This window comes from Neobacillus cucumis (genome assembly GCF_016908975.1).
Taxonomy (GTDB): domain Bacteria; phylum Bacillota; class Bacilli; order Bacillales; family Cytobacillaceae; genus Neobacillus; species Neobacillus cucumis.
On the sequence record NZ_JAFBEX010000011.1, the window covers coordinates 141,677 to 165,094 of the forward strand.

Annotated in this window: 22 protein-coding genes and 1 pseudogene; 18 read left to right on the forward strand and 5 right to left on the reverse strand. The window is 41.7% G+C overall.

The window, feature by feature from the left end; all coding sequences use genetic code 11:
- The first annotated feature begins 43 nt into the window (after positions 1–43).
- From JOC76_RS16225 to JOC76_RS16255, 7 genes are all read left to right on the forward strand, one after another.
- Positions 44–586: a hypothetical protein gene (locus JOC76_RS16225; RefSeq protein WP_205179129.1), complete on the forward strand. Its 543-nt coding sequence runs from the start codon at positions 44–46 to the stop codon at positions 584–586.
- A gap of 381 nt (positions 587–967) precedes the next feature.
- Positions 968–2,173, forward strand: coding sequence for an MFS transporter (locus tag JOC76_RS16230; protein WP_205179130.1), 1,206 nt, complete (start codon positions 968–970; stop codon positions 2,171–2,173).
- 311 nt (positions 2,174–2,484) lie between these two features.
- A complete protein-coding gene (locus JOC76_RS16235) occupies positions 2,485–3,657 on the forward strand; it encodes an ABC transporter substrate-binding protein (RefSeq protein WP_205179131.1) in 1,173 nt (390 codons plus the stop codon).
- A gap of 267 nt (positions 3,658–3,924) precedes the next feature.
- Positions 3,925–4,803 carry a branched-chain amino acid ABC transporter permease gene (locus tag JOC76_RS16240; protein WP_205179133.1) on the forward strand — a complete coding sequence of 293 codons (879 nt, stop codon included), beginning with the start codon at positions 3,925–3,927 and terminating at the stop codon, positions 4,801–4,803.
- Positions 4,804–4,818: 15 nt separating this feature from the next.
- Positions 4,819–5,772 (forward strand): branched-chain amino acid ABC transporter permease, encoded by a 954-nt coding sequence (locus JOC76_RS16245; RefSeq protein ID WP_205179135.1) that lies wholly within the window; start codon positions 4,819–4,821, stop codon positions 5,770–5,772.
- Positions 5,769–6,539 carry an ABC transporter ATP-binding protein gene (locus JOC76_RS16250; RefSeq protein ID WP_205179137.1) on the forward strand — a complete coding sequence of 257 codons (771 nt, stop codon included), beginning with the start codon at positions 5,769–5,771 and terminating at the stop codon, positions 6,537–6,539. The genes JOC76_RS16245 and JOC76_RS16250 overlap by 4 nt, the downstream gene beginning before the upstream one ends.
- Positions 6,539–7,246, forward strand: coding sequence for an ABC transporter ATP-binding protein (locus JOC76_RS16255; RefSeq protein WP_205179139.1), 708 nt, complete (start codon positions 6,539–6,541; stop codon positions 7,244–7,246). Before JOC76_RS16250 ends, JOC76_RS16255 begins: the two co-directional genes overlap by 1 nt.
- 401 nt (positions 7,247–7,647) lie before the next feature.
- On the opposite strand, the gene JOC76_RS16260 is transcribed toward JOC76_RS16255, so the two are convergent.
- Positions 7,648–9,456 carry a TIGR04190 family B12-binding domain/radical SAM domain protein gene (locus JOC76_RS16260; RefSeq protein WP_205179141.1) on the reverse strand — a complete coding sequence of 603 codons (1,809 nt, stop codon included), beginning with the start codon at positions 9,454–9,456 and terminating at the stop codon, positions 7,648–7,650.
- A 274-nt stretch (positions 9,457–9,730) separates the two neighbouring features.
- On the opposite strand from JOC76_RS16260, the gene ybaK reads away from it, so the two are divergent.
- Both ybaK and JOC76_RS16270 read left to right on the forward strand, forming a co-directional pair.
- The gene (ybaK, locus tag JOC76_RS16265; protein WP_205179142.1) at positions 9,731–10,207 is read left to right on the forward strand and encodes a Cys-tRNA(Pro) deacylase; all 477 of its coding nucleotides are present in this window, start codon (positions 9,731–9,733) and stop codon (positions 10,205–10,207) included.
- A gap of 134 nt (positions 10,208–10,341) precedes the next feature.
- Positions 10,342–11,445 (forward strand): PRK06851 family protein, encoded by a 1,104-nt coding sequence (locus tag JOC76_RS16270; RefSeq protein WP_205179143.1) that lies wholly within the window; start codon positions 10,342–10,344, stop codon positions 11,443–11,445.
- 191 nt (positions 11,446–11,636) lie between these two features.
- On the opposite strand, the gene JOC76_RS16275 is transcribed toward JOC76_RS16270, so the two are convergent.
- Positions 11,637–11,789: a hypothetical protein gene (locus tag JOC76_RS16275; RefSeq protein ID WP_205179144.1), complete on the reverse strand. Its 153-nt coding sequence runs from the start codon at positions 11,787–11,789 to the stop codon at positions 11,637–11,639.
- A gap of 122 nt (positions 11,790–11,911) precedes the next feature.
- On the opposite strand from JOC76_RS16275, the gene JOC76_RS16280 reads away from it, so the two are divergent.
- Positions 11,912–12,580 (forward strand): DNA alkylation repair protein, encoded by a 669-nt coding sequence (locus JOC76_RS16280; protein ID WP_205179145.1) that lies wholly within the window; start codon positions 11,912–11,914, stop codon positions 12,578–12,580.
- A 70-nt stretch (positions 12,581–12,650) separates the two neighbouring features.
- Positions 12,651–13,505, forward strand: a complete 855-nt coding sequence (locus JOC76_RS16285; protein WP_205179259.1) for a Cof-type HAD-IIB family hydrolase — start codon at positions 12,651–12,653, stop codon at positions 13,503–13,505.
- Between the two features lie 319 nt (positions 13,506–13,824).
- Here JOC76_RS16285 and bshB2 read toward each other — a convergent pair whose 3' ends face one another.
- The 3 genes from bshB2 to pdxK all read right to left on the reverse strand — a co-directional run bounded on the left by bshB2 (position 13,825) and on the right by pdxK (position 16,080).
- Positions 13,825–14,493 carry a bacillithiol biosynthesis deacetylase BshB2 gene (bshB2, locus tag JOC76_RS16290; RefSeq protein WP_205179146.1) on the reverse strand — a complete coding sequence of 223 codons (669 nt, stop codon included), beginning with the start codon at positions 14,491–14,493 and terminating at the stop codon, positions 13,825–13,827.
- Positions 14,494–14,575: 82 nt separating this feature from the next.
- Positions 14,576–14,923, reverse strand: a complete 348-nt coding sequence (locus JOC76_RS16295) for a YojF family protein (RefSeq protein ID WP_205179147.1) — start codon at positions 14,921–14,923, stop codon at positions 14,576–14,578.
- Positions 14,924–15,240: 317 nt separating this feature from the next.
- Entirely contained in the window at positions 15,241–16,080 is an 840-nt protein-coding gene (pdxK, locus tag JOC76_RS16300; protein ID WP_205179148.1) for a pyridoxine/pyridoxal/pyridoxamine kinase, read from the reverse strand.
- A 409-nt stretch (positions 16,081–16,489) separates the two neighbouring features.
- Between pdxK and fdhD the strand changes: the two genes are divergently transcribed.
- From fdhD to JOC76_RS16335, 7 genes and pseudogenes are all read left to right on the forward strand, one after another.
- Positions 16,490–17,251, forward strand: a complete 762-nt coding sequence (fdhD, locus tag JOC76_RS16305) for a formate dehydrogenase accessory sulfurtransferase FdhD (RefSeq protein WP_205179150.1) — start codon at positions 16,490–16,492, stop codon at positions 17,249–17,251.
- A 133-nt stretch (positions 17,252–17,384) separates the two neighbouring features.
- Positions 17,385–17,957 (forward strand): twin-arginine translocation signal domain-containing protein, encoded by a 573-nt coding sequence (locus tag JOC76_RS31085; RefSeq protein WP_205179152.1) that lies wholly within the window; start codon positions 17,385–17,387, stop codon positions 17,955–17,957.
- A gap of 12 nt (positions 17,958–17,969) precedes the next feature.
- Positions 17,970–20,369, forward strand: a pseudogene (fdnG, locus tag JOC76_RS16315) (formate dehydrogenase-N subunit alpha); the annotation flags it as partial.
- Between the two features lie 2 nt (positions 20,370–20,371).
- Positions 20,372–21,196, forward strand: a complete 825-nt coding sequence (locus JOC76_RS16320) for a 4Fe-4S dicluster domain-containing protein (RefSeq protein ID WP_205179154.1) — start codon at positions 20,372–20,374, stop codon at positions 21,194–21,196.
- On the forward strand, positions 21,189–21,902 hold the full coding sequence (locus JOC76_RS16325) for a formate dehydrogenase subunit gamma (protein WP_205179156.1): 714 nt from the start codon (positions 21,189–21,191) through the stop codon (positions 21,900–21,902). Before JOC76_RS16320 ends, JOC76_RS16325 begins: the two co-directional genes overlap by 8 nt.
- A 78-nt stretch (positions 21,903–21,980) precedes the next feature.
- On the forward strand, positions 21,981–22,790 hold the full coding sequence (locus tag JOC76_RS16330; RefSeq protein ID WP_205179158.1) for a formate dehydrogenase accessory protein FdhE: 810 nt from the start codon (positions 21,981–21,983) through the stop codon (positions 22,788–22,790).
- Between the two features lie 13 nt (positions 22,791–22,803).
- A complete protein-coding gene (locus JOC76_RS16335; RefSeq protein WP_205179160.1) occupies positions 22,804–23,412 on the forward strand; it encodes a molybdenum cofactor guanylyltransferase in 609 nt (202 codons plus the stop codon).
- Positions 23,413–23,418: the final 6 nt, after the last annotated feature.

A 23,418-nucleotide genomic window follows, 5' to 3' on the forward strand; every position in this document is an offset into this window, starting at 1 on the left:
ATAAGGCAAAATCTCATCGGCCGTGTCCGAAGTCAGAGTATCTTTGGACAGAAGAAGGAAAATTAACATTGGCTGTGTCCGAAGTCAGAGTATCTTCGGACAGAAGAAGGCAAGATCTCATCGGCCGTGTCCGAAGTCAGAGTATCTTCGGACAGAAGAAGGAAAATTAACATTGGCTGTGTCCGAAGTCAGAGTATCTTCGGACAGAAGAAGGCAAGGTCTCATCGGCCGTGTCCGAAGTCTGGGCATCTTCGGACAGAAAAAGGCAAAATCTCATCGGCCGTGTCCGAAGTCAGAGTATCTTCGGACAGAAGGAGGCAAATTAACATTGGCCGTGTCCGAAGTCAGAGTATCTTCGAACAGAAGAAGGCAAAATCTCATCGGCCGTGTCCGAAGTCAGAGTATCTTCGGACAGAAGAAGGCAAGATCTCATCAGCTGTGTCCGAAGTCAGAGTATCTTTGGACAGAAGGAGGCAAATTAACATTGGCCGTGTCCGAAGTCAGAGTATCTTCGGACAGAAGAAGGCAAGATCTCATCGGCCGTGTCCGAAGTCAGAGTATCTTTGGACAGAAGGAGGCAAATTAACATTGGCCGTGTCCGAAGTCAGAGTATCTTCGGACAGAAGAAGGCAAGATCTCATCGGCCGTGTCCGAAGTCTGGACATCTTTAGACAGAAGAAGTCAAATTATCATCGGTTACGTCAAAAATCTAAATACAAGAAAAAGTATGCCGAATTCTTATGTGAATACTCATGCCTTTTCTTGCGTAATTTCATTTATTTTTTTGCTTTTTGCACCTCAAAAGAGAACCCGTTACTAATCATAGTGTAATCCCCTTTTTGACAATTATTAATGACAAGTGTCAAGACAACTGGTAGAATACCTATGTTTAATTTATTATGTCCGATACCTAAAAATATGGTTTTGGGGAATAATGTAAATACTTGTTACATATAGGGGGTTCTACATGAAAAACAAGAAGGAAGTATCTACTCGTAGACTGCTTGGTATAGCGGGAATGGGCTGGATGTTCGATGCCATGGATGTGGGGATGCTCAGTTTTATAATTGCTGCTTTAAAGGTAGAATGGAATTTAACGCCAGAAGAAATGGGCTGGATTGGCAGTGTCAATTCAATTGGCATGGCCGTGGGTGCATTTGTTTTTGGCCTAATGGCTGACCGAGTCGGCAGGAAAAATGTCTTTATCATTACCCTACTCCTTTTCTCAGTAGGTAGTGGAGGCTCGGCATTAACGACGTCTCTAACAGCCTTTTTAATCTTAAGATTCTTTATTGGTGCCGGTCTTGGCGGTGAACTTCCAGTTGCCTCAACACTTGTATCAGAGAGCGTTTCAGCCGATAAACGCGGAAGGATTGTCGTCTTGCTCGAAAGTTTTTGGGCTGGCGGCTGGTTAGTCGCTGCCCTCATTTCATACTTTATTATCCCGAAATTTGGCTGGCAGGTGGCGTTAATCATTAGTGCCATCCCGGCGCTTTATGCCTTATATTTACGGATGGGACTGCCTGACTCCCCTCGTTTTACGGCTGTAAAGGATAAACAGAAAGTTTCAGCTCTTGAAAGTTTACGAAAATTGTTCTCTAAGGATTATGGTCGTCAAACCGCCATGCTATGGATTGTATGGTTTTGTGTTGTCTTCTCCTATTATGGAATGTTTTTATGGCTTCCAAGTGTCATGGTTTTAAAGGGGTTCAGCTTAATCAAAAGCTTTGAATATGTTTTGATCATGACATTGGCTCAGCTGCCAGGTTATTTTACAGCGGCATGGTTTATTGAAAAATTTGGACGGAAATTCGTTTTAGTCATTTATTTAATTGGGACAGCGGTAAGCGCCTATATCTTTGGATCCGCCGAAACTACGGCAACGTTAATGATCGCTGGTATTCTGTTATCATTCTTTAACCTAGGAGCATGGGGCGGATTATATGCCTACTCACCTGAACAGTATCCGACGATTATTCGCGGAACAGGCACAGGCATGGCCGCTTCCTTTGGTCGGATTGGCGGAGTACTCGGACCATTATTAGTTGGGAACCTCGTGGCCCAGCATGTATCGATTTCAACGATCTTTATGATTTTCTGTATTTCGATCTTAATCGGGGCATTGGCTGTCTTTACTTTAGGAAAAGAAACGAAAAACCAAGAATTAGTATAGTAATATGTCAAAAGGGATTCCTTATGGGGAATTCTTTTTTTGTCATAACGAACAAAAAGGGATTCGACAAAAATATTAATAACATATCGGTATTGCTTTCAAAATATTGTTCACTAACACTTTACAGTGGTAAAGCGACTTCTGAGAAAAGTCGTTTTAATTTTTTTTATTCTTTAAATTATTTTAAAATACTGTATAATAGGACTAGACGAACTCCTATTTATTATGTACAATGTTTTCAGAATATTATAGCTTTTTAAACAGTTAGACAAAGATTTGGGGGATTTTTTTAAAAAATAGGGGGTAGTTGGATGAAAAAAAGGAAATTAACTGGAATCTTTATGTCTTTTTTTGTGGCAGCTGGGGTATTAGCAGGATGTAATTCAAGTGCTAGCAGTGATGGAGAAAAAGGCGGTACCATTAAGATTGGTGCTAACCTGGAACTCTCTGGCGGTGTGGCCTCCTATGGTCAATCGGCTAAGGAAGGTATTGAATTAGCGATTGAGGAAATTAACAAAAAAGGCATCGATGGCAAAAAACTAGAATTAGTGACCGTCGACAATAAATCAGATGCTGCTGAAGCAACAAGTGGTGCATTAAAATTAGCTACACAAGATAAAGTGTCAGCGATGATTGGTGCAGCAACAAGTACAAACACCCTTGCCCAAGTACAAATTGCCCAAGATAATAAAATTCCATTAATTACACCTACTGCAACCAACGCTACCATCACCTATAAAGATGGAAAATTGAATGATTATGTCTTCCGTACCTGTTTCATTGACCCATTCCAGGGTACTGTGGCGGCCAACTTTGCAACTAATAATCTTAAAGTGAAGAATGCGGCTGTTTTAATTGACAGTTCAAGTGATTACTCAAAAGGTCTTGCAGATGCTTTTAAAAAGGCATTCAAAGCAAATGGCGGCAAGATAGTGGCGGAAGAAGCATACGTGGCGAAAGATACCGACTTCCATGCTACCCTAACACGTATCAAAGCGGAAAATCCAGACTATGTCTTCCTTCCTGGTTTCTATGAAGAAGTGGGACTGATTGTCAAACAAGCTCGCGAGATTGGTTTAAACGTACCATTTATGGGCGGGGACGGCTGGGATTCTCCTAAACTTGTAAATATTGCTGGTGCTAAATCGCTAAATAACACTTATATTACGAACCACTATTCTTCAGGTGATAGTGATTCCAAGGTTCAAGCATTTGTTTCAGCATTTAAAGCAAAGTATGATAATAAATCACCGGATGCCTTTAGTGCATTAGGTTATGATACGGTGTACTTCCTTGCCGATGCGATTAAGCGTGCTGGAAGCAGCGATCCTCAAGATATCCAGAAGGCACTCGCTGAAACGGATGGCCTTCAGCTTGTATCAGGTAAAGTGAAGCTTGATGACCATCATGATCCAATTAAAGCCGCTGTTATTCTCGAATACGTAAATGGTCAACAACAATATAAAACGAAGGTTAACCCGTAACTAGAAAAGCAGAAGCGCCTTGCTCAGGGGCGACTGGCATAAGACAAGCCGGCGAGAAGGTTGTTCTTTAACCTTCTTGACGGATTGGCTTATGAACCCGAGCCCCTAGGCGCTGCAGCTAGACAGATGACAAATTTTATAGTTTGCCAAGGGATAGGGAGCGTTGACGTTCCCTATTCCAATTTTTAAGAATAATAAGAAAATATTGTAAGCTTGATTTTAGAAAAAGAAAAAGAGGAGTTCATTCATCAGAAGGAGTGTAAACATATGGAGTTAATACAACAGCTCGTCAACGGTATATCACTAGGCAGCATCTATGCACTAATTGCCTTAGGATATACAATGGTCTACGGAATTGTTAAATTGATCAATTTCGCCCATGGAGATGTCTTCATGGTAGGTGCATTTATTGGTTTTTATTCGATTACCATTTTTCATCTAGGATTTTTCCCATCACTACTAATCTCAATGGCCGTATGTGCCCTCTTTGGTGTTATTATTGAGCGTATTGCCTACAAGCCATTAAGGAATGCAACAAGAATTGCTGCCCTTATTACCGCTATTGGTGTATCACTGTTTATTGAATATGGAACGATTTATCTGCGCGGCGCACAGCCTGAAGCCTATCCTGACAATCTAGTTCCGTTAAAAGATCTAAATGTTTTTGGGGTAACGATCAGCGGTCAGTCTATTCTAATTTTAGGAACGTCCGTTGTACTAATGCTTCTTTTGCAGTTTATTGTCCATAAAACAAAAATTGGAAAGGCAATGCGTGCCGTTTCTCATGATATGGATGCAGCTAGATTAATGGGAATTAACGTAAATAACACGATCTCTGCTACTTTTGCCATTGGATCTGCATTAGCAGGTGCAGCAGGTGTTATCTTCGGAACATACTATACAAAAATTGATCCGCTAATGGGGATTATCCCAGGCTTAAAAGCCTTCGTCGCAGCTGTTTTAGGCGGTATCGGTATTATTCCGGGGGCCATGACAGGTGGGTTAGTATTAGGTGTTATTGAATCACTTGTCAGCGCCGCAGGTTACTCATTATGGCGTGATGGCGTTGCGTTTATTGTTCTTATTTTAATTTTAATTTTCCGTCCGGCAGGATTATTTGGTAAAAATATTAAGGAAAAGGTTTAAGGGGAGGCTTCTACGATGAATATTTTTGGACAAGCAAAGTTTTTCTGGACATCCGTCGTTTTAGCCGTTGTTTTGGCAGTGGTCATGCAATTTTTAATTGCCGGTGGTTCCATCAACCAGTTTTATGTGAATACCTTATTTTTTATGGGCATTAATATCATTCTAGCGGTTAGTCTCCATTTAATTATTGGGATTACCGGACAGTTCTCAATCGGACATGCCGGCTTCCTCGCAGTAGGTGCCTATGCATCAGCGATTATGACGATGAAATTAAGCATGCCGTTTCCAGTTGCTATCATTGTCGGCGGTTTAGCTGCAGCAGTAGCAGGACTTTTGATTGGAATTCCAACCCTTCGTTTAAGAGGAGACTATCTTGCCATTGCCACACTTGGTTTTGGTGAAATCGTGAGAATTGTCTTTTTAAATATTGATTATGTGGGCGGAGCCAGCGGTATGACGGTTTCCCACTTAACCACATGGCCTTGGCTAATCGGCTGTGTTTTGTTAACCATCATCGTGATTGTTAACTTTACAAACTCAACCCATGGCCGAGCTTGTATTTCGATACGAGAAAATGAGATTGCTGCGGATGCAATGGGTATCAACACAACGTATTATAAAGTTGCCGCCTTTGTGCTTGGTGCCTTTTTTGCCGGTATTGCCGGTGCCTTGTATGCTCATAACTTTTATATTATCCAACCAACTAACTTCGGATTTTTGAAATCATTTGATATTTTAATTTATGTAGTACTTGGTGGATTAGGCAGTATGTCAGGTGCGGTGATTGCGGCGATCCTATTAACGATTATTTCAACATACCTTCAAAGCTATCCGGAACTGCGGATGGTTATCTATAGTTTAGTCTTGATTGTTATGATGCTTTACCGCCCGCAAGGTTTAATGGGCACAAAAGAAATTACCTCATTCTTTAAAGTTGGTAAATCGGCTAAAGGGAGGAATGCAGCATGACGCAGTTGCTGAAAGTAGAAAATGCCGGAATCCGATTTGGCGGCTTAAAGGCTGTTTCTGATGTAAATTTAGAATTGAAAAAAGGCGAGCTTGTTGGTTTAATCGGTCCAAACGGTGCCGGTAAAACAACATTCTTTAACCTTTTAACAGGTGTATATGTTCCGACAGAAGGAAGCATTTCCTTAGACGGGGAAAAACTTAATGGCTTAGCTCCCTATAAAATTACGAAAAAAGGGATTAGCAGGACCTTCCAAAATATTCGCTTATTTAATGAGTTATCGGTTTTGGACAATGTTAAAGTCGCTTATCACGCTCTTGCGAAGCATTCAATCTTCAGCTCGATCTTCCGCCTCCCTTCTCACTTTTCTGGTGAAAAGGAAATGGAAGAAAAGGCAATTGAATTTTTGAAGATCTTTAAACTTGATAATGTATTACATGAAAAGGCAAAAAATTTACCGTACGGTCAGCAGCGCCGGTTAGAAATTGCCCGTGCCTTAGCGGCAAATCCTAAGCTGTTATTGTTGGATGAACCAGCAGCAGGTATGAACCCGCAGGAAACGGAAGAGCTGATGAATTTAATCGCCTTAATTCGTGAAAAATTTGATCTGACTATCCTGTTAATTGAACATGATATGCTTCTCGTAATGGGTGTATGTGAACGGATTTACGTACTCGACCATGGTCAATTAATTGCCAATGGTACACCAGAACAAATCAGAAATAATCCAAAAGTCATCGAAGCGTATCTTGGTGAGGAGGTCTCTTAATGCTTAAAATTAATGATATGAACGTGTATTATGGCAATATTCACGCATTGAAGGGAGTTTCCCTTGAAATCAATCAAGGCGAAATTGTCACCTTGATTGGGGCCAATGGTGCCGGGAAAAGTACGCTATTAAAAACGATTTCCGGGTTACTAAAGCCTAAAAACGGGGAAATCATCTTTGAAAATGAGCATGTCGCCGGTAAAGCAGCTCAATCCATCGTGAAACGGGGAATTTCCCACGTTCCTGAAGGACGTCGTGTTTTTGCTAACATGTCAGTAGAGGAAAATCTAGAATTAGGTGCCTACTTACGTAAGGATAAAAGTGGGATTAAAGAAGATTTTGAAAAAATCTATCAGCTATTTCCACGCCTTGATGAACGGCGTAAGCAGTTATCAGGTACGCTTTCAGGCGGGGAGCAGCAAATGCTTGCGATGGGCCGAGCTCTAATGGCGAGGCCGCGTCTGTTGCTGTTAGACGAGCCCTCCATGGGTCTTGCACCTCTTTTAATAAAAACGATCTTCGAAATTATCCAGGAAATAAATAAAACGGGGACAACCATCCTTCTCGTTGAACAAAATGCCAATATGGCTTTATCGATTGCCGACCGTGCTTATGTCATCGAGACCGGTAAAATTGTTGCTTCTGGAACAGCAGACGAACTCAGCCAAAGCGATCAAATTCGTGCAGCTTATCTTGGTGGGCATTAATCAAAAAAAGGTATCGGAATTTTTCCGATACCTTTTTGTTAGTAGAAAGTATAATTGACTTTGAGAATTGTCTAGCTCCAGCGCCTAGCCCCTCGAGGTCACAAGCTTATCCAGTTGCGGCTCCTTGGGACTCAAGTCATAAGCCACCCCCTGAAGAAGGCAAAGAACGCCTTTTCAGGGTGCGTCTTAGCCTAAAGTCCCAGAACAGTCGCCTCCACATTTAGATCAATCCGTCCAAAAGGTTAAAAGGCAACCTTTCGGCCGGCTTGTCTTTTGCTTGGCTACAGAAAGCTATCGCTTTCTGTACGTATTAAGGGCGACTAGTCTTTGACCCTGCTTTCACCGGCCAGTCGACAAGTCGCCCTATATCGGGGCTAATCAAGGCGCTTGCGCTTTTCTTTTTACCCCTTCACCTTCCGATACTCCGTTTCAAGCCTAAATTGCTCGCGGCGCCGCGGGCTAAGGAAATGCCTAATTTTATTAACATAATCTTCATACAACTGTTCTATTCCGACTAATGCAAGTGAAAAGAAGTTCGCATAATTCTTTTGGACTTCCCACTTCAGTTCATTTTTACCGCAAATACTATATTTATTTAATTCATCAATTTCTTCTTGAATCTTGGCGAATTCCACTGCCTGTTCTTCTGCAGGAAGTGAAAGAAAATGATCAATTTTGCCAATATATTCCTTGGATTTTTCAATCTTTACTTTGATTTCAAAATAGTCTTCCTGACTAATCAAATCGTATTCTAGCTTAAAGTCATTAAGACGTTCTGCCGCTTCATAAGTGGCGTTAACGATTCTCTCCCGGGTCATGTATTTGGTTTCATAGCTAAGCATATGCTTCCAGGATGGCTGTGTAATCGCCTTACGGTGGTCCTCAAGAGAGTGACAAAACTTTTTATAGCCATGAATTTCCGGATGCTCAAAGGCAGGGCTGGCTGGATCAAGGAATGGTGCCAAGGGTGCCACAAAGTAAAAGAGCCGCGGATCCTTATGGCAAGCCAGATGAATCGTTTCGCAGAAATCGATGTTTTCTACAGCACTCGTGTAAGTCTGTCCGGGAATACCGACCATAAAAAATAGGTCAATTTTTTTACAGCCATTTTGTAATGCAAAATTAAGAGTTTCGATCACTTTTTGGTTTGTACAGCTGAATTTCCCATTATAGCGACGGATCTTTTCATCAAACGTTTCTAGTGTGATTTCAATACTATATTTTGGAACGCTTTCATTCATCATTTGGAAGAATTCTTCATCTGCATACTGGAATAACTCAAACACGATTTCATTTTTTAAATGCAGCTCTTTTACACGGCTGAAAAATTCCTTAACATATTCCCGTCCACCTTGACGCAGGTCATGTAAAATGAAAATCGGTGCCCGGCTAAAGCGGGCAATAAATTGGATATCTTCGACAAGCTTCTTGGGTGAGCGTAAGGCCAAGGAATTGCGGTTACAGTTTTGGTCATATGCCTCTTTTGAGCCGCCGCAGATTAAACAGTTTTGGGTACAGCCTCTTGCAGTTAAAAGCGCAGTGTTTGGATATTGCAGCCAGCCGTTGTATGGCAGTGGGTCTAGAAAATTGCGATATTTAAACACAGAACGGATTGTGTAGCGATAGCCTGGTACATCCACATCGTCTAAGTCTTTGGGTACGTATGTGATTGGATTGTAGCCAATCTCTTTGCCTTTTTTCCAGGTAAGGTTTGGAATGTCTGCATAATGGGTATTGCCGGCTTCGATTTTATTCATGAGTAAAAGCATCAGCTTTTCAGTTGAGTCCCCACGCATCACAAAATCGATAAATGGATATTCAATCAGTTCTTTATGATAATAGGTTGCTGATAGGCCGCCAAAAATAATCGGTATTTCAGGATGGAGATTTTTCACTATTTTTGCGAGTTCAACACTGCCATGTGCATGCGGCAGCCAGTGAAGGTCAATTCCGAATGCTTTTGTTTTCATTTTTTTTAGTTTTGCTTCAACATTAAATTTATTACTCATCAGCATGCGATTCGCGATATTGATGATTTTTACTCTTAGACCGTATCGTTCTAAATAATCGGCAATACTTGTCAGACCAATCGGATACATCTCAAACACTGGTGAGGATGGAACCACATCACTGATTGGTCCGGCAAGCAGCGGATTCTTTCTGAAGTCATATACACTCGGTGCATGTAATAATACCAAATCGTATTTCATTGCTTTCACCTCAGTTGATTTATGGAGGAATATTTTTTTATATAGGAAGCGTTTTTATGCGATTAATTTCACAAGGATAAATGGCTTCATAACAGCCATTTTCCCTTTCATTATGTATTTTTTTATGTTCTTATTTGTAGTTTACTATAATGATAGATGGATAGAGTGACAAATGGGTGACAGATTTTGGGTGATTTTGTGTATAACTGGTTTTTTATCCGAAAATGGTAGATGATATAATGCGTTCATACTATTGGTTAAAGGGATGATATTTATGGCACAAACAAAAACGAATGCGATGCGGATTCTCGACGCGAAAAAAGTAGAGTATGGAATGCTGACATACGATAATAAAGACGGCAAAATTGATGGGATTTCAGTAGCGGAGAAGATTGGGAAATCTCCTGACAGAGTCTATAAAACGCTTGTCGTCCAGGGAGCAAGTAAGAATATTTTTGTGTTTGTCATTCCAGTTGCCGCGGAACTAGATTTAAAAAAGGCGGCTAAAGCTGCGGGAGAAAAAAGTATGGAGATGCTGCCCATGAAAGACATTCAAAAATGGACCGGCTATATTCGCGGCGGCTGCTCACCGATTGGCATGAAAAAGGAATATCGGACGTTCCTTGATGAAAGCAGCAAGGGCCTTGAGGAAATGGTCGTCAGTGCCGGAAAAATCGGCATTCAAATGGTACTTACCCCTGATGACTTGCAGGAGGTAACAAAAGCAGAGTGGGCCCCTTTGACAAAATGATGTAGGACTAATTACTTTAATTTTTCATGTAAGATTTTTTCATAGGCACTCACCTAATGAGCAAATAAGCATAGGATAAAGTGAACTTAGAGGTTATTTAGATTATGTTGATTTGTTAAAAGGGAGTGTAAATGGTGGCGGGAAAGATCAAAAATTATTTTGCCGGCGGTAATACTGCTAGAGGCTTTTGCAGTCTGTATGACTCCAATTTACAAGGATTAGATCGATTGTTTATCTTAAAAGGCGGTCCGGGAACAGGCAAATCATCGCTTATGAAGAAATTTGGCCAGGAATGGCTTGAAAAAGGCTATGATATTGAGTTTCTCCACTGTTCATCTGATAATCAATCCATTGATGGTGTGATTATTCCAGGGTTAAAGGTGGGTTTGGTTGACGGTACGGCGCCGCATGTGATTGAACCAAAGGCACCTGGTGCGGTTGAAGAATATATAAACCTTGGCGAGGCTTGGAATTCACGCGCCCTAAATGCACAAAAAATTGCGATTGTGAAGCTGACAAGTCAGATAAGTCATTCATTTCAGAAGGCCTATGCAACGTTTAACGAAGCATTGGAGATCCATGATGAGTGGGAAAAAATTTATGTAAACAATATGGATTTTGCCAAGGCCGATCAATTAACGAATAAATTAATTAATTCCTTTTTCGGTATAATAAGGTTAAATAAAACCCCGGATATTCGCCATCGCTTCTTAGGAGCTGCTACACCGCAGGGTGCGGTCGATTTTGTTCCAAATCTGACGGAAGAGATTCCAAAGCGCTATTTTATCAAGGGGCGTCCTGGATCAGGAAAATCAACTCTGTTGAAAAAGCTGGCGGTTGCCGCAGAAGTGCGCGGGATTGATGTGGAAGTCTATCATTGCGGTTTTGACCCGCACAGCCTTGATATGGTGATTTTTAGGGAGCTGGGAATTGCAATCTTCGACAGTACCGCCCCTCATGAATATTTTCCAAGCAGAGATAGCGATGAAATTATCGATATGTATGAATTATTAATTGAGCCGGGTACAGATGAGCACTTTGCTGATTTTATTGAAAATATTTCTGAAAAGTATAAAGATAAAATCACAGAAGCAACAAGGTATCTTGCTAAAGCAAAATCTCTGCATGACGAGCTGGAAGAAATTTATGTAGCGGCAATGGATTTTTCAGTGGTTGAAAGGATTTATGAAGAAATTTCTATGGAAATAAATGAACTGGCTTTAAGTAAGATCCAATAAGAAAGAATAGTGCCGGGAGATCCCGGCACTTTATTTACATAAGAATGTATAAGTTTCTACTTCGAGAATGGTCCAGCTCCAGCGCCTAGCCCCTCGAGGTCACAAGCCAAGCCGTCCAGAAGGTTAAAAGGCAACCTTCCGGCCGGCTTGTCTTGTGCTTGTCGGGGCTGACCAAGGCGCTTGCGCTTTTCTTAATGTGGATTTGTCTTACTTTGCTGGCCCTTGTTGCGTTTATTACCCTTACTATTATCACCGCTGACAAACTCGGTGCCAAATTCAGCTTCTGAGTGCCCTGCTTGTGGTGAATTTTGATTGCCGCTGCCTTTATTAAACTTCTTAGTCATCTATGTATCCCCCCTGTCTGCTAATAGTGTGTCATCATTCCATGGGTTTATTCGGATAAAATAAAGGAGAAATCAGGGAAAAATAGAACTAGAGATAGAAGATAGTGAGAGGATGGATGTTGATGTTAACGAGGACCGCGTTATTAACAAGGCTATTTGAAGATAACCGCAATGCCTCAAACGCTGTACCAATGGCAAAATATATGAAAGGTCATTTTCCTTTTCTGGGAATTAAGACTCCTTTACGCAGGGAATTAGAAAGGCAATTTTTTAAGGAAACCGGGATTTTAAATGAGCCTTTTAACAAACAATTAATAGAGGAACTTTGGAACAAGCACGAAAGGGAATACCAGTATACCGCTCTGACTTATATGGAGAAATCCTTAAAAAAACTGCAAAAAAGCGACTTGCCTTTCATGGAATGGTTAATTTCAACCAAATCGTGGTGGGATACAGTTGATGCCATTGCCCCTAAACCAGTGGGAAAAATTGCAGCCATTTACCCGGAGGTCATCGAGGAAACGTTGGATGGCTGGGCAGTACATGAAAATATGTGGCTCCGGAGAGCAGCGATTCTTTTTCAGCTAAAATATAAGGAAAAGACGAATGATGCTTTGCTTTATCGATACATATTGAAAAACGCAGACAGTAAGGAATTCTTTATCCAAAAGGCTATTGGCTGGGCGTTAAGGGAGTATTCAAAAACAAATCCTGCATCGGTGAAGGAATTTATCGAAAATTATAAGTTAGCTCCGTTAAGTGTCCGTGAGGGAAGTAAATATATTGGTTGAGCTTTCCATTCTAAAGTGACTGGAAAGCTGTGTTAGTATAGAGACAGAAAATATGAAAAAGGTGAACAACATGATTAAGTGTATTGCATCAGATATGGATGGAACGTTATTAAATTCAGTACAGCAGATTAGTGAGGAAAATAAACAAGCAATCCTAAAAGCACAGGCGGAAGGAATCGAATTTGTGGTTGCAACAGGAAGGTCCTACCAGGAAGCAACTTATTTGTTATCACAGGCAGGATTAAGCTGTCCTGTTATTTGTGTGAATGGAGCAGAGGTCCGCGGAGAGGAGGGTGAAGTACTTTCTTCTACCCCCATTAGTAAAACGCTCGCTAGAGAGGTTGCAGCGAAATTAACCGAACATGATGTCTATCACGAAATCTATACGGACAAGGGTGCTTACTCGCTTGATCCTGAGAAGGCTGTTTCTATTCTAGTTGATATCATCGTCAGTGCCAATCCCAAGGCAGACCCTGAGGAAATTAGAACGGCAGCAGCGGCAAGGACTCGAGATGGATTAGTCCATCAAATCGATGATTACGAGCTTTTATTTTCGGATGGGAATTGTAAAATTTACAAGGTTTTGGCTTTCTGTTTAGATGCTAAAAAGCGAAATGAAGCGGGTGAAGATCTTCGTGCATTTGCAGACCTCGATATTACCTCTTCAGGGCACGAAAATCTGGAAATAACAAATAAAAACGCTCAAAAGGGTCTTGCTTTAGAGGCATTTGTGAAAGCAAAAGGGCTGGAAATGGCGGATACTATGGCAATTGGTGATAACTTGAATGACGTTTCGATGCTTGAAAGGGCCGGGAGATCGGTTGCCATGGGTAATGCAAGTTATGAAATTAAGGCGCTTTGTGATGTGATTACGGATACCAATGATGAACACGGGGTCGCGCAGGCGATACTAGAGGTTTTATAATAAAGATGTATTTATGGTAAGTTTTGTTGCTTGAGGACAGAACGGCGTAAGAAGAGAGGGAAATGTCTTTAAGAAGGGTTCTTGAGGACAGAACAGTCGTAAGAAAAGTGGGAAATGTCTTTAAGAAGGGTTCTTGAGGACAGAACTGTTGTAAGAAAAGAAGGAAATGTCTTTAAGAAGGGGCCTTGAGGACAGAACAGTCCATATTAACGTAGGAAGTGTCCTTAAGGTGTAGCTAGAGCCATCTACTTTAACCAAATCAACCAACAAAATACACCTTTAAAGAGAAAAGGCCCTTCAAATCGTGAAGGGCTTTTTGTTATGAAAATTTATAGGTCCAAAACCGTTCATTGTTAAGCCAAACCATCAATTGAGGGTCCTGATTTTTAAGCTTTTCTTCAGTATCTTTAAAGGAATGTTCGGTTTGTGACCGGTGTGCCTTTATTGCTGCCAGCTTCTTATCGGCAACAGGTGTAATATTGTTGATGATGTCGGCTTCGCCCAGCTCATCGATACAATTTTTCGAGAAGGCTACACAGTGTAGGGTTGGACGTGCGGCTGCCGGCATCTTTTCAACTGCCCGTACGACCGCCGCACCGGTGGCGTCATGGTCTGGATGCACGGAATAACCTGGATAGAAAGTAATAATTAATGAGGGGTTGACCTCATCAATAATTTCCGCAATCCGATTGGTCAATTTGTCATCATCTTCAAATTCAATCGTTTTATCACGATACCCGAGCATCCGTAGATCTTGAATCCCTATAGCATCTGCCGCTGCCTTCAGCTCTTCTTTTCTTATTTTCGGAAGTTCTTCCCGATTGGTAAATGGAGGATTCCCCATATTCCGTCCCATTTCCCCTAAGGTCAAGCAGGCGTAGGTAACAGGTGTTCCGTTTTGAACATGTGTGGCAATTGTGCCGGATACCCCAAACGCCTCGTCATCCGGATGGGGGAAAACGACTAAAAGATGGCGCTCTTTTTCCATAAAATCATGCTCCTTTCTCTTACTATTAGGACGTTTTAGCGCTACTGAAAAGCATTCAATGTCCTTCGTTGAACCAACGCTATTATGCAAAAGGTGTCTGACTAATTTCTAATGCAACGGCAAGCTTTCCGTTGTAATCATGACCAGCCAATAATAGATGATTTTCTTCATCAATCTCAAAATGGGTGATCCCTTCTGCATAAATCCAGCCAAGATTTATTTTTAACCCAACCCGATAAGGGCCGCTTCCGGTTATTTTCCCTAGTTCATAACGGACAAGGGCATTGCGGATATAAGCTCCGGCAGAAAAGAAGGTTTGGTCGTTATGTGATGCGTATGCACCATTGGTTGTCTCAAGATGCACATACACATCCTGATCAGCAAAACGATTAATGGCTTCTTGAACCTTTTTAACATCAATGGCTTCCAAAATGCTGCCTCCTTTCCCTTTTGACAAGATGAATAATTACTATCAATATGGTTGTTAATAATGTATTTATCATACTAAAATCATTTAAAAAAAGCGAAGTCTGTGCTTAAAAAGAAGAGCGCAAGCGCCTTGGTCAGCCCCGACAAGCTTAAGGCGCTCCCAAAAGAAAGGCGCATTTTGCCTTCCTTTTGGGAGTGGCTTAAGACCTCGAGGGCTAGGCGCTTGCGCTGGACAATTCTCGAAGTCGAAATTTATACTTCCTTATCTTTAAAAGAAGAGCGCAAGCGCCTTGTCAGTGGCGCTTGCGCTTTTTCTAATTATTCCCCACAGTCCTCACAATACTCTGTGTTTGCTTTTTTACTGCGGTAGGCACCATGCCAAGTTGGGCCGACATATTCATTTAAAGGGAAACCTTGCTGGATTCCAGCAGAAACAAATCTCTTTGCCACATCAACCGCATCGTAGACAGAATTTCCTTTCGCGATTTCCGCAGCCACTGCCGCAGAATTCGAGCAGCCTGCACCATGGGTATAGCTTGTTTCAATTTTTTCAGATTCGTAAATTTGAAATTCCTTTCCATCATAAAGAAGGTCAATCGACTTGTCTTCTGTTTGAAGCTTGCTGCCGCCTTTTATTAACACGAATTTGGCACCTTGATCATGAATTTTTACTGCTGCTTCTTGCATTTCCTCAATGGTCTTTGGTGTCTTGATTCCTGCCAACTGACCAGCCTCAAAAAGATTCGGTGTCACCACATATGCGCGTGGAAGAAGCAACTCCCTCATCGCGTCAGCAGTTTCCGGATTTAAGACCTCATCTTCCCCTTTACAAACCATAACAGGGTCAATGACAACATGCTTTAATTGGTGCTCATCTATTTTGCGTGCCACGAGCTCAATGATTTCTACCGTTCCGAGCATTCCTGTCTTCATCCCGTCAATACCAACAGACATAATCGTATCTAGTTGCTTTTCTAAGAGAGTGGTGTCAATTGGAAAAACATTATGATGCCAGCCTTTTGGGTCCATTGTAACGATACAGGTAATGCCGGTCATCCCATATACACCAAGTTCTTGGAATGTTTTTAAATCTGCTTGCAGCCCTGCTCCGCCGCTCGAGTCCGAACCAGCGATAGTTAAAACCTTTTTAATAGCCATTATGTACGCCTCCTAATCAAAAATTAACTCCGTTCTTATTATAAATCAAAATAGAAATTATAACAGGAATCGACATCGTGACCAATGTGTTGAATAGTTACAAAAAAATGACAAATGGACCATTAGTCCTATTATCAAGCATTCCGAGTGATAAATATTACTTTCAAAATATCGTCATCGAAGTACGATAAAGCCAATTGGTATCTATTATTTAGATGTAATCGTTTTCTCTACAGCGGATATGAAAGTATAAAAATTGACTTTGAGAATTGTCCAGCTCCAGCGCCTAGCCCCTCGATGGTCTACAGCCACTCCCAAAAAGAAGGCAAAAAGCGCCTTCTTTTTGGGAGCGTCTTAAGCTTGTCGGGGCTGACCAAGGCGCTTGCGCTTTTCCATAGGAGGACATTGTATGAACAGAAAAGGCTGTCCCGATGAATATCCTATTTCCTTAAATTTAAACGGCTATGAGATAGCTGTTTTTCAATTGACCAAAAACGACCTGGATGATTGGGCATATGGATATTTATTTTCTGAAGGATTTATTCAGAAAGAGAGCGACATAGAAGCCATCGCCATTGACGAAGACATGGGAGCCATCCATGTTTCCCTTAACGAAGACTTTGATGACGAACAGTTTTTCTCAAAAAAGAAACATTATACAGCGGGCTGCGGCAGAGGAGTTACTTTTTTTTCCATGACCGATGTTAAAAACTTCGCCAAGGTTTCTTCAGGCCAAACATATGATTTAAGTTATCTATTAAAGAAAAGAAGTGAATTTGCCCAAAATTCTCTTCTATACTTAGAAACCGGCGGCATGCATGGGGCTTGTATTGTGGAGGAAGACGGCACCATCACCATCCGAGAGGATATTGGCCGTCATAATGCAGTTGATAAAATTATTGGCCACTCATTACGTAAGGGTTTATCTCCCGAACGGTTGATTTTACTGACAACCGGAAGGGTTTCATATGAAATGCTCTCCAAGGCTGCGAAGTATGGTTTTCCTGTCATCGGGTCACGAACTGCAGCCACTAAACAGGCTGTTCAGCTGGCTAAATTTTTGAATATAGAGGTAATCGGCTATTTAAGAGGGAAAATGGCAACGATTTATACCTCAGCAGGAAGAGTCAACAACGATCTGACACAAGGGCTAGAAGTGGAGAGAGAGTGAAGGGGGGAATGAACCGAAAAAGCAAGCAAGAATTTATAGAGAGAGAAAAAAGCGTTTAGTTGCCATGCCTTAAAAAGTAGGGCGCATCCGCTTTTGTGGATGTTCTAAATATTCAATGGGAAGGAGAATAGTGATGGTTGAAATGAACTTAAACCGTCGGCAATTCTTAAAGCTATCAGGTGCAGCCGCAGCTACACTTGCGGTGGTTGAACTTGGTTTTAATGATCAAAAAGCCTATGCCAAAACAAAAGATTTCAAGATTGCCAAAGCGACTGTAACACCAACCGTTTGCTGCTTTTGTGGTGTAGGCTGCGGAATTCTTGTCCACACCAAAAATAATACCGTGGTTTATACGGAAGGGGATCCGGATAACCCAATTAATGAAGGCAAGCTATGTAGTAAAGGAACCACATTAAGACAGATTTACACTTCTGAAAAGAGGGTTACAAAACCCCGTTATCGTGCACCTGGAAGCGATAAGTGGGTAGAAAAAGATTGGGAATGGATGCTTGACACCATTGCTAAACGGACAAAAGAAACGCGTGATACATCATTTGTTGAAGTAGAAAATGGAATCACGGTTAATAAAACCGAAAAGATTGCCAGCCTAGGCGGTGCGGCACTCGATAACGAAGAAACGTATTTAGTTTCCAAATTAATGAGAGGGCTTGGTCTTACATATTTAGAGCACCAGGCACGAATATGACATAGTTCTACGGTTGCCGGTCTGGCACCTACATTTGGTCGTGGAGCAATGACTAACCATTGGAATGATCTACAGCATACGGATTGTGCTTTGATTATGGGTGCAAACCCTGCAGAAAATCACCCCATCAGCTTTAGATGGCTAACAAAAGCGAAGGAAAAAGGCGGAAAAATTATCAGTGTGGACCCGCGTTACACACGTACATCTGCGGTCTCTGATATTTATGCGCCGCTCCGTTCTGGTACGGATATTCCGTTCATCGGCGGGATGATTAAGTATGCACTTGAAAATAATCTCATTCACAAAGAGTATGTTGTTAACTATACAAATGCTTCGTTTATTGTGAAAGAAGGCTATGACTTTAATAATGGTCTTTTCTCCGGTTATGATGAAGCGAAACGCACCTATGATAAAACAAAATGGGTGATTGAAACAAATCCGGATGGAACACCAGTGAAGGATGTAACATTACAAAATCCTCGTAGTGTTTTCCAATTAATGAAAAAGCATTATTCACGTTATGATGTGGATACCGTTACTTCTGTAACAGGAACACCAAAAGAAGATTACGTAAAGGTTTGTAAAACCTTTTGTGAAACGAGCAAGGTCGGCAAAGCAGGAACCATCCTGTATGCAATGGGTACTACCCAGCATACAGTCGGTTCGCAAAACGTTCGAATTTTTGCTATTCTGCAGCTAATTTTAGGAAATATTGGCTTACCAGGCGGAGGCATTAACGCTATGCGCGGTGAGTCTAACGTTCAAGGATCAACAGACTTCGGACTATTATGGGATAACTTAACAGGCTATCTCGGTGCACCAAAAGCAATGGTCCCAGAGCATGTAACATTGAAAGGCTACTTGGAAAAAGAAACACCCAAAACAGGCTATTGGAGCAACAAGCCTAAGTTTGTAGTGAGCTTGCTGAAATCATGGTATGGTCAGAATGCGACCAAGGATAATGAGTTTGGCTATCAATTTTTACCAAAAGGCAATAAAAACTACTCACACATTAACTTGTTTAAAGCCATGTACAATAATGAGCTTGACGGTGCATTCCTTTGGGGAACGAACCCGGTTGTCGGCGGACCAAATGCTGGTAAGGAGAAAGAAGCACTTGGCAACTTAAAATGGATGGTAGCAGTCGATCTTTGGGAAACGGAAACTTCGGCATTCTGGCAAAAAGAAGCTGGTAACGATCCATCCAAGATTAATACAGAGGTATTCCTGCTTCCAGCCTGTTCTTCTTATGAAAAAGAAGGCAGTGTTTCAAACAGCTCACGCTGGATGCAATACCGCTGGAAGGCGATTGAACCAAAAGGTGAATCCCGTCCAGATCTTGATATTGTCCATGAACTTGCCGTCAGACTTAAAAAGCTCTATGCCAACAGTTCAAAATCTGCAGATAAGCCATTCATAGCTCTGGATTGGAACTATGGCACGGGAGAAGCACCTGATTTAGATCAGATTGCCAAGGAAATTAATGGCTATGATTTAATAACGGGCAAATTATTAAAAACCTTTGGTGATTTAAAAGATGATGGAACAACCTCAAGCGGGAACTGGATTTATTCTGGCTTCTATCCAGAAGAAGGAAAAAATCTATCACAACGCCGTGACAATGTAGATACAGGCGGAGAAAACTACTTGAATTGGTCCTTCGCATGGCCTGCCAACCGCCGGATTTTATACAACCGTGCGGCAGCTGACCCAAGCGGAAAGCCATGGAGCCAAGAAAAAGCCATCATCTGGTGGGATGCGGCTCAGAAGAAATGGACTGGAAACGATATTCCGGACTTTAAAGCCGTCACAGCACCAGATGCACCAGGCGGTAAAGGCGCCTTTATGATGAATAAGGATGGAGTAGCATTATTGTTTGCTCCAACCATGAATGATGGTCCATTCCCTGAACACTATGAGCCATTTGAAAGCCCAGTACCAAATGCTTTCTCTGATGTGAATTTGAACCCTGCGGTTGTCATCAATGACAGCGACTTCAACAAAAGGGGCTACCTAGTAGATTATCCAATTGTCGCTACTACTTATCGGGTAGAAGCACACTGGCAATCAGGGACCATGACTCGTAACCAAGAGTGGCTGTCAGAGATTGCTAGATACATGTTTGTGGAAATCAGTGAAGAGCTGGCAAAAGAAAAGGGTATCAACAATAAAGATAAAATTATCGTTACTTCAGCACGCGGCCAAATTGAAGCCTATGCAATGGTAACGAAGCGCTATAAACCATTTACGGTAAGAGGCAAAAAAGTGCATCAAGTCGGAATGCCATGGAATTTTGGTTATAAGGGATATGCAACAGGGGCTACAGCGAACCGCCTAACTCCACATATTGGGGACGCTAACACAATGATTCCGGAATTTAAAGCATTCCTTTGCGATATAAGGAGGGCTTAAGGATGGCTGAATATGTAAAATACGTGGATGTGACCAAATGTGATGGCTGTAAAGCCTGCATGGTGGCCTGTAAAAACTGGAATGACCTCCCTGCTGAGGTAACGGCGTTTCAAGGAAGTGCACAATCACATCCAAAGACAAGTGCGGATACATGGAACTTTTTACAATATGTCGAACATGAAAATGGCCAAGGTGATTTAGAATACCTATTCCGCCATTCTTCCTGCTTCCATTGTGATAAGGCTGCCTGTGAAAAGGTGTGTCCTGAGAGTGCCATCAGCTATTCCAAATATGGCTCAGTCGTGATTGATCATGATAAGTGTGTCGGCTGTGGCTATTGTGTGGAAAACTGTCCATTTGAAGTCATTTCGTTAAAGACTTACAAAGATAAGAACGGTAAAGAATATCGAAAATCTCAAAAATGTACAATGTGTACGGACCGCCTTGAAGAGGGTCTGCAGCCAGCGTGTGTAACAACTTGCCATACGGATGCATTGTCGTTTGGCAATAAGGCTGACATGCTTGCGAAAGCACAGAAACGTTTAAGTGAAATAAAGGAGCGTTTCCCGAATGCCAATATCTATAATCCAAAAGGTGTCGGCGGTACACATACGATTTATGTATTAGCAGAAAAACCGAATGTATATGATCTTCCAGACAACCCTAAGGTCCCAACCTCTGCGGTGCTTTGGAAAGACTATGCTCAGCCAATTGGAAAAATGATGATTGGGGCTACCACCATGGCCGTAGTCGGTGCATTTATTACCAATAATATTATCAGTAAAAGAACGAAAAGCCATGAAGATAGAGGTGATAGCCATGAGTAATTATCAAAATCACCCAAAGGGAAATCAACAAATTCGCCGCTTTCCAAAGGCATTTGTTTGGGCGCACGCGATTAATGGGATTGCATTTTTTGCTCTTTACATTACGGCTCTGCCAATGTACACCGAATTCTTTGACTGGCTGTATCCGGTTCTTGGAGGTCCTGCCAATGCAAGGCTGTTGCACAGGATTTTCGCTGTTATATTCGTGACACCTACTTTCATCTTGTTAGTATTTAGTCCAAAGTTCTTTTTCCTTTGGATGAAAGAATTAATTACCTGGAAGGCACGGGATATAGCTTTTTTTGGTAACTTTGTAAAAGAATTATTTGGTTTCAAGTTTGATCATGTAAAACAAACATTCTTTAACGCAGGAGAAAAAATCAACTCGATTATTCAAATCTTCTGCGCGATTTTAATTATCGCTTCAGGTTTCACGATGTGGTTTCCGCAATTTTTCCCTAGAGCACTAGTGCAATGGGGCTACTTCCTGCACAACGTTGGTTTTGGATTAGGAATCGCGGTTATTGTCGGCCACATTTACCTTTCAGTTGTTCACAAACACTCAAGACCTGGCTATTCTGGGGTTGTGACTGGTAAGGTGCCTGCTTGGTGGGCAAAAGGCCACTATGAAGAATGGTATGATGATGAAGCCAAAAAAGGCAATTTCCCTGACCTAGACGATCCTAAACGCAAAAGGGGAGCTTAATAGTAAATTCTACGGGGGAATGGCTGTTAGTTATCAAAACAGTCATTCCCTTTAAAAAACAATAAAGAGGTGACAACGATGATTAAATCCGTTGTTTCAAAAGAATATCAGGAACTGCAAAAAGAAATCGTTACGCTTCAAGAAAAATGGAAGCTTCAACTAAACCCGGACATCATCAAATTCCATCTTGATCAAGCAGCTATGGAAGTTGGTGTTCCTGCGGCGGCATTTACGTCTATTGATTTTCAAATTTCTCTATTTTTACAGTGGATAGAGGAAGTATCCGGCCTGCTCATCACCCATCATCCAGAGTTAGCGTCAGAGCTTGCAGGCATTGCTACCTTGCTGAACGAGGAAACGTTGAACCGCTGGATTGAAGAGGCATTCGTCTTCAATCAGGGATATTTCGCTGCCTTTGCTAAAGAACACGGTCTTCCGGAATGGAGCCCGCAATTCCTAGCAGAGACGGCCTTGCGTCCATACCTGCAACTGACAGCAGAAAAGATCCAAGATCAGGTCAACCGCGCTGTCCCTGGTGCGGGCTGTCCAGTGTGCGGCGAGCCCGTTCGATTGGCGACACTTGATCAGGATGGAAAAAAAATCATCCATTGTCCGCGGTGCCTTGCACATTGGACTGCACGGCGACTAGAGTGCTCGCATTGCGGGAATGAGGATCATCAAACCACTTATTTTTTAGAAATTGAAGGCGATGCAACCTCTAAAATCCAAGTTTGCGAGCAATGTAACGGCTATATTAAAATAGTGGATACCAGACAATATATCACAAAACCATCTATCGCTTTACTGGACCTTAACTCCATCCATCTCGATATGGTCGCCCAGGAAAACGGGTATTTTTCCAGCGGATTGAAAAAAGAGACTAATTAAGAAGGTGTCATTTATGAAAGCTGCAGCTATCATTCTAGCGGGCGGGATATCCAGCAGGATGGGAACGAATAAAGCCCTGCTGAAAATAAATGAAAAAACAAATATTGAAAGAATCATTGAACAGTTGAAGCTCCTTTTTGATGATCTGATCCTTGTCACCAATGATGCGAAAACATATGAGTTTTTAGATGTCCAAATGGTCCAAGATCAATATCCCGGGATGGGGCCGCTTGCCGGGGTGCATGCAGGGCTTAATGTCTCCAACTACGATGTCAATTTGGTAGTGGCCTGTGATATGCCGTTCATTTCTAGTGAACTAGCTGAAGCCCTTCTAGCCAATGCTTCTAACTATGATGCGGTGGTACCGGTCATCAATGGTAAACAGCATCCGTTATTTGCTGTTTATCAAAAACAAGTAGCTAAAATGGTTGAGGAACGAATCCAATCAGGGCAGCTCAGGATGAAACACTTGCTTGACGATTTGAACGTACTCTATTTAACCGAAAAAGAGCTAGCAACCTATAGTCCTATTGCGTTAGAAAAAGTTTTTTTTAATATGAATCATCCAGAAGAATATGTAGAAGCCAAAAAGTGGGCAGAGTCCGATGTTTCAAATAGATAGGAAGAT

Coding starts and splice junctions, on each gene's coding strand:
- JOC76_RS16230 (WP_205179130.1), top strand. CDS start 968: ATGAAAAACAAGAAGGAAGTATCTACTCGTAGACTGCTTGGTATAGCG.
- JOC76_RS16235 (WP_205179131.1), top strand. CDS start 2,485: ATGAAAAAAAGGAAATTAACTGGAATCTTTATGTCTTTTTTTGTGGCA.
- JOC76_RS16240 (WP_205179133.1), top strand. CDS start 3,925: ATGGAGTTAATACAACAGCTCGTCAACGGTATATCACTAGGCAGCATC.
- JOC76_RS16245 (WP_205179135.1), top strand. CDS start 4,819: ATGAATATTTTTGGACAAGCAAAGTTTTTCTGGACATCCGTCGTTTTA.
- JOC76_RS16250 (WP_205179137.1), top strand. CDS start 5,769: ATGACGCAGTTGCTGAAAGTAGAAAATGCCGGAATCCGATTTGGCGGC.
- JOC76_RS16255 (WP_205179139.1), top strand. CDS start 6,539: ATGCTTAAAATTAATGATATGAACGTGTATTATGGCAATATTCACGCA.
- JOC76_RS16260 (WP_205179141.1), bottom strand. CDS start 9,456: ATGAAATACGATTTGGTATTATTACATGCACCGAGTGTATATGACTTC.
- ybaK (WP_205179142.1), top strand. CDS start 9,731: ATGGCACAAACAAAAACGAATGCGATGCGGATTCTCGACGCGAAAAAA.
- JOC76_RS16275 (WP_205179144.1), bottom strand. CDS start 11,789: ATGACTAAGAAGTTTAATAAAGGCAGCGGCAATCAAAATTCACCACAA.
- JOC76_RS16280 (WP_205179145.1), top strand. CDS start 11,912: ATGTTAACGAGGACCGCGTTATTAACAAGGCTATTTGAAGATAACCGC.
- JOC76_RS16285 (WP_205179259.1), top strand. CDS start 12,651: ATGATTAAGTGTATTGCATCAGATATGGATGGAACGTTATTAAATTCA.
- bshB2 (WP_205179146.1), bottom strand. CDS start 14,493: ATGGAAAAAGAGCGCCATCTTTTAGTCGTTTTCCCCCATCCGGATGAC.
- pdxK (WP_205179148.1), bottom strand. CDS start 16,080: ATGGCTATTAAAAAGGTTTTAACTATCGCTGGTTCGGACTCGAGCGGC.
- fdhD (WP_205179150.1), top strand. CDS start 16,490: ATGAACAGAAAAGGCTGTCCCGATGAATATCCTATTTCCTTAAATTTA.
- JOC76_RS31085 (WP_205179152.1), top strand. CDS start 17,385: ATGGTTGAAATGAACTTAAACCGTCGGCAATTCTTAAAGCTATCAGGT.
- JOC76_RS16320 (WP_205179154.1), top strand. CDS start 20,372: ATGGCTGAATATGTAAAATACGTGGATGTGACCAAATGTGATGGCTGT.
- JOC76_RS16325 (WP_205179156.1), top strand. CDS start 21,189: ATGAGTAATTATCAAAATCACCCAAAGGGAAATCAACAAATTCGCCGC.
- JOC76_RS16330 (WP_205179158.1), top strand. CDS start 21,981: ATGATTAAATCCGTTGTTTCAAAAGAATATCAGGAACTGCAAAAAGAA.
- JOC76_RS16335 (WP_205179160.1), top strand. CDS start 22,804: ATGAAAGCTGCAGCTATCATTCTAGCGGGCGGGATATCCAGCAGGATG.